General features: G+C 72.9%; 8 protein-coding genes. 5 read left to right on the top strand and 3 right to left on the bottom strand.

Translation table 11 applies throughout. The features are described 5' to 3' along the window. Positions 1-73: 73 nt before the first annotated feature. Together MCAG_RS12140 and paaN are read left to right on the top strand one after the other, a co-directional pair. Positions 74-1,093: a GNAT family N-acetyltransferase gene (locus MCAG_RS12140; RefSeq protein ID WP_036373206.1), complete on the top strand. Its 1,020-nt coding sequence runs from the start codon at positions 74-76 to the stop codon at positions 1,091-1,093. A gap of 111 nt (positions 1,094-1,204) precedes the next feature. After that, positions 1,205-2,878: a phenylacetic acid degradation protein PaaN gene (gene paaN, locus MCAG_RS12135; RefSeq protein ID WP_007073265.1), complete on the top strand. Its 1,674-nt coding sequence runs from the start codon at positions 1,205-1,207 to the stop codon at positions 2,876-2,878. 118 nt (positions 2,879-2,996) lie between these two features. On the opposite strand, the gene MCAG_RS12130 is transcribed toward paaN, so the two are convergent. Further along, positions 2,997-3,476 (bottom strand): GNAT family N-acetyltransferase, encoded by a 480-nt coding sequence (locus tag MCAG_RS12130; protein WP_232290379.1) that lies wholly within the window; start codon positions 3,474-3,476, stop codon positions 2,997-2,999. A gap of 338 nt (positions 3,477-3,814) precedes the next feature. Here MCAG_RS12130 and MCAG_RS12125 point away from each other — a divergent pair, with 338 nt between their 5' ends. From MCAG_RS12125 to groL, 3 genes are all read left to right on the top strand, one after another. Then, on the top strand, positions 3,815-4,018 hold the full coding sequence (locus tag MCAG_RS12125; protein WP_007073263.1) for a cold-shock protein: 204 nt from the start codon (positions 3,815-3,817) through the stop codon (positions 4,016-4,018). A gap of 242 nt (positions 4,019-4,260) precedes the next feature. Next, complete coding sequence (locus MCAG_RS12120; protein ID WP_007073262.1) at positions 4,261-5,367, top strand: hypothetical protein; 1,107 nt, start codon at positions 4,261-4,263, stop codon at positions 5,365-5,367. A gap of 315 nt (positions 5,368-5,682) precedes the next feature. Next, positions 5,683-7,305 carry a chaperonin GroEL gene (groL, locus tag MCAG_RS12115; RefSeq protein WP_007073261.1) on the top strand — a complete coding sequence of 541 codons (1,623 nt, stop codon included), beginning with the start codon at positions 5,683-5,685 and terminating at the stop codon, positions 7,303-7,305. 113 nt (positions 7,306-7,418) lie between these two features. Here the strand turns inward: groL and MCAG_RS12110 are convergent, their stop codons facing one another. Then, entirely contained in the window at positions 7,419-7,658 is a 240-nt protein-coding gene (locus tag MCAG_RS12110; RefSeq protein WP_007073260.1) for a hypothetical protein, read from the bottom strand. Positions 7,659-7,930: 272 nt separating this feature from the next. Continuing rightward, on the bottom strand, positions 7,931-9,027 hold a 1,097-nt coding region (locus tag MCAG_RS12105), incomplete at its 5' end, for a S8 family serine peptidase (protein ID WP_036373202.1).

Raw genomic sequence — 9,027 nt, 5'->3', positions numbered from 1 at the left:
CTCCCGACCAACGTCCGATCGGGCCAGCGGAAATTCGCTGGCCCGATCGTCTTTCTCCGGCCACCCTCGGCCCATGGGCATCACGATCATGCCGGTCGACCCGGCGGACCAGGACGCGGTCGACGCGGCGTACGGGATCAGGGCCAGGGCCGACCAGGCGGACGTCCCGGACTTCCCGCCGCTGTGCCGGCAACGCTTCGAGGCGGCGATCCGCCACCCGATGCCGGGCAACGTCCCGGTCTGGGCGCTCGCCCGGCTCGACGGCGAGCCGGCCGGCTGGCTCGCCCTCGACCTGCCGCAGCTCGACAACACCGAGAACGCCAGCGTCGACCTGTACGTCGACCCGGTGCACCGGCGGCGCGGGGTCGGCCGGGCCCTGCACCTGTACGGCCTGGAAGTGCTGCGCGAGCGGGGGCGCAAGCGGGTGGTGGGTGCGACTGTCTCGGCCCTGCCCGGCGGGCCGGCGCGCGATGGGGCCGGCGGGGCGTTCGCCGCCGCGATGGGGGCGCGACCGGCGCTCGCCGAGGTCCGTCGCCGCCTCGACACGACCCGGATCGACCCTGCCACCCTTGACGCCCAACTCGCCGACGCCCGGTCCCGCGCCGCCGGCTACCGCACGGTCCGATGGCAGGGGCCGGCCCCCGAGGAGTACGTCGCGGACGTCGCCCAGCTCGACGGCCGGCTCATGACCGACGCCCCGCTGGGCGATCTGGAGTGGGAGCCGGAGCAGATCGACGTCGAGCGGGTGCGTGGCGTCGAGCGGGCGTTGGACGCCCGGGGCCGCCGCCGCTACCACCACGGAGCGGTGCACGTCGCGTCCGGCCGGCTGGTCGCCTGGACGCTGCTCGACATCGGCGCGAGCGCGTCGTGGCACGCGTTCCAGCAGATCACCATCGTCGACCCGGAGCACCGGGGGCGCCGGCTCGGGCTGCGCGTGAAGGTCGAGAACCTGCGGTACGCGCTCGACCACGAGCCGGGGCTGCGTGTCGTGGACACCTTCAACGCGCGGGCCAACGCCCACATGATCGCTATCAACGAGGCGCTCGGCTTCCGCCCGGTCGACGCCTGGACCGACTGGCAGCTCACCCTCTGACCGGGCCGCCCACGGGCACAGGACCGGCTCGGCGTCGCCGGCCGCGCGGCGGCCACCAGCGGCGTCCGCCGACCCTACTGTCCGTGCGTTGGCTGCGGCATGATGGCGGGCATGACGGAGACCCCGCATCCTGAGTACGACAGGCACGCCGACACCCTCCACCGTGCGCTGACCGCGACCACCGAGCGCGGGTACTGGTCCGCCTATCCCGAGTCACCCAGCCCCCGGGTGTACGGCGAGACCGCCGCCGCCGACGGCAAGGCGGCCTTCGAGGCGTACCTGAACGGTGACTTCCCGCTCGACCAGCCCGGCGCCGACGACCGGGTCGCCACCGAGGCCAGCCCGTTCGGGCTGGAGCTGAACGTGCGGTACCCGCACGCGAGCGCCGACGAGCTGGTGACCGCTGCCTCCGCCGCCCTGCCCGCCTGGCGCGACGCCGGCCCGCAGGCCCGCGCGGGCGTCTGCCTGGAGATCCTCGACCGGCTGCACAAGCACGTCTTCGAGCTGGCCAACGCGGTGCAGTTCACCAGCGGCCAGGCGTTCGTGATGGCCTTCCAGGCCGGCGGCGCGCACGCGCTGGACCGGGCGCTGGAGGCGATCGCCTACGCGTACGCGGAGATGACCCGGCACCCGGGGACGGCCGGCTGGGAGAAGGCCACCGGCAAGGGCGACCCGCTGCGGATGACCAAGACGTTCCACGTGGTGCCGCGCGGCGTGGCCCTCGTCGTCGGCTGCAACACCTTCCCGACCTGGAACTCGTACCCGGGGCTGTTCGCCTCGCTGGTCACCGGCAACCCGGTGGTCGTCAAGCCGCACCCCCGCGCGGTGCTGCCGCTCGCGATCACCGTGCGGTACGCCCGCCAGGTGCTCGCCGAGGCCGGCTTCGACCCGAACCTGGTGCTGCTCGCCCCCGAGGCCCCCGGCGAAAGGCTCGCCTCGACCCTCGCCCTGCACCCGGCCGTGCGGATCGTCGACTTCACCGGCTCCACCGAGTACGGCGACTGGCTGGAGGCCAACGCCCGACAGGCGGCGGTCTACACCGAGAAGGCCGGCCTGAACACGGTGGTGATCGACTCCACCGACGACTTCGCCGGGATGTGCCGCAACCTCGGCTTCACGCTGACCCTGTACAGCGGCCAGATGTGCACCACCTCGCAGAATTTCCTCATCCCCGCCAGCGGCATCGACACCGACCAGGGGCACAAGAGCTTCGACGAGGTGGCCGCCGGGGTCGCCGCCGTAGTCGGCAAGCTCACCGCCGATGCGGCCCGGGGCGTCGAGCTGACCGGCGCGATCGTCAACGACGGGGTATTGGAACGTCTCGACGAGGTCACGAAGGTCGGCGAGGCGGTGCTGGAGTCGCGTACCGTCGAGCACCCCGCCTTCCCCGGCGCGGTGGTGCGGACGCCGACCATCGTGAAGCTGGCCGCCGCCGACACCGGAACGTACGGCAGGGAGTGGTTCGGGCCGATCTCGTTCGTGATCGCCACCGACTCCACCGCGCACAGCCTGGAGATCCTGCGCGCCACGGTGGGGGAGTCCGGGGCGCTGACTGCCGCCGTCTACTCGACCGACCCGGCGGTGCTGGACGCGGCCGAGGCGGCGGCGATCGACGTCGGGGTGCATCTGTCCTGCAACCTGACCGGCGGGGTCTTCGTGAACCAGTCGGCGGCGTTCTCCGACTTCCACGGCAGCGGCGCAAATCCGGCGGCCAACGCGGCGCTGACCGACGGCGCGTACGTGGCGAACCGGTTCCGCATCGTCCAGAGCCGCCGCCCCGTCTGAGGTGCAAGGAGGGGCCCCTTGTTAACGCCTGGCGTCTAGAGGGGCCCCTTCTCACACCCCGGGCTGGGAGCACGCCACCGGGGCGCGGCGGCGCACGGTCACCCCGGTCACCCCGGCGTCACGCCGGGCGGCGCATCTGGAGTTCGCGCAGGGCCGGGAACCGCGGGTGCGGCACCCGCACGCCCGTGTCGACGAAGCCCAGCCGCCGGTACGCCCGGTAGGCCCGGTCGTTGCCGACGACGACCTCCAGCATCAGCTCCGGCCGGCCGCACTCACGGGACCACGCGGCGACCCCCTCGATCAGCTCGCCGAGCAGCCCGGTGCCCCGCCGGGCCGGCGTGACGTAGACGGCATAGACGACGGTGAGGCCGGGCTCGTCCGGTGAGACCGTCCCGCCGGCGTGCCCGACGAGCCGCCCGGCGGGGCCGCCCGGCCGTTCCGGGCCCGGGTCGGCGACGAACTGGGCGGTGTGCCGGCCGGCGGCGACCGACGCGATGCGGGCCGCGTACTCGGTGTGCGGCCGGGCAGCGGCCTCGGCGAGGGTTTCCAGGAAGGCCAGCGGCGCGTCGGCGAGCATCTCCAGCCGCAGCGCGCGCATCCGCGCCGCGTCCGGCGGGGCCACCCGGCGTACGTAGGCCGCCCGTTCGGTCGGGCCGGCCGTCCCGGCCGGGGGGCCGTCCGCATTGGCCGGCGGGCAGGAACCTACTGTCATTCCGCATGCCTACCGCAGTGATGGTCGCCTATGTGGCACCGGGTCGAGGTCGGTCCGTTATAACCCCATTTGTGGTCGTGCGCCGCCGTCACTCCTCGTGTAGCGTGCGATTTCGGTCACTGGTTTCGTGGTCGCCGTCGACCCCGGAACCGGTGGTCCCGGGCCGCCGGTTCCGCCGGCGCACCCCGGCTCGTGGAAGGCCGCGCGACGTTAGGAAGTGCACCGTGGCACAGGGCACCGTGAAGTGGTTCAACGCCGAGAAGGGCTACGGCTTCATTGCCGTCGACGGTGGGCAGGACGTCTTCGTCCACTTCTCCGCCATCGAGATGGATGGCTACAAGGCGCTGGACGACGGGCAGCGCGTGGAGTTCGAGATCGCCCAGGGGCAGAAGGGGCCGCAGGCCGAGCGCGTACGCGTCGTCGCCTGACCGCCCGGCCGGGTCGGGCCCACGGGCGGCCGGACCCGACGGGTCGGGGTGCGTGGCCGACCGGGTCGCCTGTGTCGCGGCCGACCGGGTCGCCCTTGTCGCGGCCGGGACGTCGAGCGTGAGCGGGGCGGCGAGGCGGCCGAGGGGGTGGCGATCGGAGCGTGCCCTGCCCTGGGGCAGCGGCGCGAAGCCGTGCCAGGAAAGATCATGAGCCGTTCCGGCATCGCCGCTGAGGAGGGCTCATGTCCCAGCTACCCCCACCTGATCGATCCCACCCGGGCCCCGAGGGCCAGGCTGCGGCCGGCGCTCCGCCGGCCCTGGGCCCCACCGGGTCCGAGCAACGGGGTGGGCCCGCCGGGTGGGCGTACCCCCGACAGCCGCACGTCGGCGGCACCTATGCCGGGATTTCGGCCTACCCGGGCCAGCAACCCCACCCCGGCCCGGCGCTGCCGCCGGGCTACCCGGGTTATCCGCCGGGCTACCCCGCGCCCTGGCCGCCGCCCGGCTACGACCCGGCGGACCCACTGGTCACCCTGCCCGGGGAGGGGCTGAACGGGTGGTTCTCCCGGTGCTCCGGCGTGCTGCGCCGGTCCTGGCGGTTGCTCCTGCCGGTCCTGGCACTCACCCATGCCCTGCCGACGCTTGCGCTGCTGCTGGCGGTCGTGCCGCTGTACCCGATGTCGTTGCCGGAGCCCACCGCGCCCGGTGAGCCGCCGGCCCCGCTGCCCGACGGCTACCTCGGCGACCTCGGTGTCTTCTTCGCCGCGATGATCGGCCTCGGCTGCCTGCTCGGCTTCGTCCAGGCGGTCGGCTGGGCCGCCGGCACCCGGGTGGTGGCGCGGCAGGCCGCCGGTGAGCCCGCGTCGGTGGGCGCCGCCCTGGCGTACGGCCTGCGCCGCGCTCCGGCGATCTGGGGCTGGACGCTGGTCTACGGCCTGCTGATGCTGATCGGCTTCGTGCTGTGCTACCTGCCCGGCCTGTACGTGATGGCCGCGCTGAGCCTGTTCGGCCCGGTGCTGCTCTTCGAGCGCGGCGCTCCGCTCGGTCGAGCCCGCCAGATCTTCCACGCCCGCCTCGGGCCCGTGCTCGGGCGGATCACCCTGGTCGGGCTCGCCGCGTCCATCGCCTCAATGGTCGTGGCCCCGATCCAGTTCGCCGCCGTCCTGTTCGCCGACCCCGCCGACGCCGCGTCGCTGGACGTGTGGAACGTCGCGTACGCCGTCGGGGCGGCCCTGGTCGCGATCCCGGCGGCCCTGGTGTACCTGATCGGCCTGGTCGTCACGTACGCCGAGCAGCGGGCGTACGAGGGTCCGGTTACCGCCGCCCGACTGGCGGGTGAACTCGGCTGAACCGGTGGCCGGGTTGCCCTGGTCAGCCGGTGCGGACCTGACCTGTCTGCGGCATCGTGCTTGCACTCGGCAGGGGAGAGTGCTAAACAAGTCATTGGCACTCGCCCCGTGTGAGTGCCAATGGTCGGGGCGGTGGGGCCACGGCCGCCGGGCGGAAATCCGTCGGGTGGCACATGGCCGGTCGTCGCGGGCTATCCGGCCCGGCCGAGGAGACGTCGTCGTCGCCAGGTGGCGACGTCCCAAGGTGCGTACACCAGGCGGCCCATCCGGGCACACACTCGGGTGGCCCGTGAGTGTCCAGGAGGACAACGCCGTATGGCCAAGATGATCGCGTTCGACGAAGAGGCTCGCCGCGGCCTCGAGCGGGGCATGAACCAGCTCGCCGACGCCGTGAAGGTGACCCTCGGCCCGAAGGGCCGCAACGTCGTGCTCGAGAAGAAGTGGGGTGCCCCCACCATCACCAACGATGGTGTGAGCATCGCCAAGGAGATCGAGCTCGAGGACCCGTACGAGAAGATCGGCGCCGAGCTGGTCAAGGAGGTCGCCAAGAAGACCGACGACGTGGCCGGTGACGGCACGACGACGGCGACCGTCCTGGCCCAGGCCCTGGTCCGCGAGGGCCTGCGCAACGTGGCCGCCGGCGCCAACCCGATGGCCCTGAAGCGGGGCATCGAGGCCGCCGTGGCCAGCGTCTCGGAGGAGCTGCTCAAGCTCGCCAAGGACGTCGAGACCAAGGAGCAGATCGCCTCCACCGCCTCCATCTCCGCCGGCGACAACACCGTCGGCGAGATCATCGCCGAGGCGATGGACAAGGTCGGCAAGGAAGGCGTCATCACCGTCGAGGAGAGCAACACCTTCGGCCTGGAGCTTGAGCTCACCGAGGGCATGCGCTTCGACAAGGGCTACATCTCCGCGTACTTCATGACCGACCCGGAGCGTATGGAGGCCGTCTTCGACGACCCCTACATCCTGGTCGTCAACAGCAAGATCTCGTCGGTGAAGGACCTGCTCCCGATCCTCGAGAAGGTCATGCAGTCGGGCAAGTCGCTGCTGATCATCGCCGAGGACCTGGAGGGCGAGGCCCTGGCCACCCTGGTGGTCAACAAGGTCCGGGGCACCTTCAAGTCCGTCGCCGTCAAGGCGCCGGGCTTCGGTGACCGCCGCAAGGCCATGCTCACCGACATCGGCATCCTCACCGGTGGGCAGGTCATCAGCGAGGAGGTCGGCCTCAAGCTCGACGCCGTCACCCTCGACATGCTGGGCCGCGCCCGCAAGGTCGTGGTGACCAAGGACGAGACCACCATCGTCGACGGTGCCGGCGACGCCGAGCAGATCCAGGGCCGGGTCAACCAGATCCGGGCCGAGATCGACAAGAGCGACTCCGACTACGACCGCGAGAAGCTGCAGGAGCGGCTGGCCAAGCTGGCCGGCGGCGTTGCGGTGATCAAGGTCGGCGCGGCCACCGAGGTCGAGCTGAAGGAGCGCAAGCACCGCATCGAGGACGCCGTCCGCAACGCGAAGGCCGCCGTCGAGGAGGGCATCGTCCCGGGTGGTGGCGTCGCGCTAGTGCAGGCCGGCAAGACCGCCTTCGACAAGCTGGACCTGACCGGCGACGAGGCGACCGGCGCGCAGATCGTCAAGATCGCGCTGGACGCCCCGCTGCGGCAGATCGCCGTCAACGCCGGCCTGGAGGGTGGCGTCGTCGTCGAGCGCGTCCGCAACCTGGACGCCGGCCACGGCCTCAACGCCGCCACCGGCGAGTACGTGGACCTGCTGGCTGCGGGCATCATCGACCCGGCCAAGGTGACCCGGTCGGCGCTGCAGAACGCCGCGTCGATCGCGGCGCTCTTCCTCACCACCGAGGCCGTCGTCGCGGACAAGCCGGAGAAGACCCCGGCCGCCCCGGCGGGCCCGGGTGGCGGGGACATGGACTTCTGAGTCCAGTTCCACCGAACTGAGTCAGCCCCACCCGAGCTGAGTCGGTTCCACCGCACGCCGAAGGGGCGGGTCGCGTCAGCGGCCCGCCCCTTCCGGGTTGGTGCCGGCCGGGCTCACGTCGGCAGGGGCGGCTGGTCGCGTCGCCTCCGGGGCCGCTCGTACGGCCGGCGGATGCGTATCGGCTCGTCGACCAGGACCACCGGCTCCTCGACCGCGAGCGCGTCGGCCATTTCCGCCAGTTGCTCGACGTCGCCGTAGTCCAGCCGGTCGAACGGCAATTGCCCGGCGATCTCCTCGGCCGGCACCCAGGCAACCGGGCGTGGGTCGTCGGCCTGCTCGTCGTCCGTGGTCATGGCTGCCTCCTCACCCCGACGGTAGGCGGCCGTCGATGGCCTGGGCGGCCGAACGGCGCTATACGGACCCGTGCCCGTTTCACCCGCCGAGCTACCCGTGTATGCCCACCCCTCCCGTCTGCGCCCGCCCCCCCGTCTACGCCCGTCCTCGTCTGTGCCCGCCCCGAATCCCACGACGCTGATCGTTCCTGCCCGCCGACCCCGGGTCACCGGAGAAGGTGGTGAGAAGGGGACCCCTCTCTACCGTATGCGTTAACAAGGGGCCCCTCCTTTCACCCAGCAGCGCGGACGGCGGCGTACGCGTCGACCAGGCCGGCCCCGGTGATGTTCGCGTCCCCGCCGCAGGCGTCGGCCGGGTCGCGGGAGGCGTACGTCGGCCCGGCCGGGACGGCGGTGTCGCGCAGGATCCGGCGGGTGCGGTCCAGGTCCCCGACCAGGGCCGGGTTCGCCGACCACATCAGCGCCACCACCCCGGCGACCTGCGGGGCCGCCATCGACGTGCCGTCCAGGGTGGCGTACCCGCCGCCCGGCATCGCGGAGAGCACCCCCACGCCCGGGGCGACCACGTCCGGCTTGGCCGCGCCGGGCACCGGCCCCCGGTTGGAGAAGTCGGCGACCTCGCGGTCCCGGCCGGTCGCCCCGACGGTGAAGACGTCCGGGTACGCCGCCGGCGGATCCTTGATCGACCGGCAGTACGGCCCGGTGTTGCCGGCCGCCGCGACCACGAAGATGCCGGCCGCGTCCAGCGCGGCGGTCGCCGGCCGCAGTGCCCCCGGGTCGCAGCCCTCGATCGGCGGGCAGCCCCACGAGTTCGTCAGCACCTGCGGTGCCCGCTCCGGACGCCCGTCGGTGAACGGGTCACCGCCGGCCGGGAACGGGGCCAGCATGAACTGGAGGCAGTCGAGGTAGCGCGCCGGGTTGCCGAGGTTACGGTCCAGGTTCACGCAGCCGATCCAACTCGCCCCGGGGGCCACCCCGATTCCGTTGCGCCCGACGGCGCTGCCCGTCGTGTGGGTGCCGTGGCCACCCTGGTCGGTCGGCGCCCGGGTGTGGTCCCACGGGTCGTACCAGGAGTCGTCGCCGCCCCGGAAGCCACCGGCCAGCGCCGGGTGCCGGCCGTCCACCCCGGAGTCGGAGCTGCCCACCACGATGCCGGCACCGGTGACCCCGAGCTGCGACCAGACCCGGTCGGCGTGCAGCAGGGAGACGTTCCAGGCCGGCCCGGACGGTGCGGCCCGATCACCCCGGCTGGTCGGCGCGCGGGCGGGCAGCGGGCGAAGCCGCTGGCTCAGCAGTACCCGGTCCACGTCGGTGCGGCGGGACAGCCAGGCCCGCACGGCCGGCCCGCCGTCCACCTCGATCGAGTTGA

It is taken from the genome of Micromonospora sp. ATCC 39149, from assembly GCF_000158815.1.
Classification (GTDB): Bacteria; Actinomycetota; Actinomycetes; order Mycobacteriales; family Micromonosporaceae; genus Micromonospora.
Note: the sequence above shows the minus strand (reverse complement) of the source record. Positions and strands in the feature narration are given on the sequence as shown.

What these genes read in the sequence shown, in the direction of transcription:
- MCAG_RS12140 (WP_036373206.1), top strand. Translation starts at nt 74, where the DNA reads ATGGGCATCACGATCATGCCGGTCGACCCGGCGGACCAGGACGCGGTC.
- paaN (WP_007073265.1), top strand. Translation starts at nt 1,205, where the DNA reads ATGACGGAGACCCCGCATCCTGAGTACGACAGGCACGCCGACACCCTC.
- MCAG_RS12130 (WP_232290379.1), bottom strand. Translation starts at nt 3,476, where the DNA reads ATGCGCGCGCTGCGGCTGGAGATGCTCGCCGACGCGCCGCTGGCCTTC.
- MCAG_RS12120 (WP_007073262.1), top strand. Translation starts at nt 4,261, where the DNA reads ATGTCCCAGCTACCCCCACCTGATCGATCCCACCCGGGCCCCGAGGGC.
- groL (WP_007073261.1), top strand. Translation starts at nt 5,683, where the DNA reads ATGGCCAAGATGATCGCGTTCGACGAAGAGGCTCGCCGCGGCCTCGAG.
- MCAG_RS12110 (WP_007073260.1), bottom strand. Translation starts at nt 7,658, where the DNA reads ATGACCACGGACGACGAGCAGGCCGACGACCCACGCCCGGTTGCCTGG.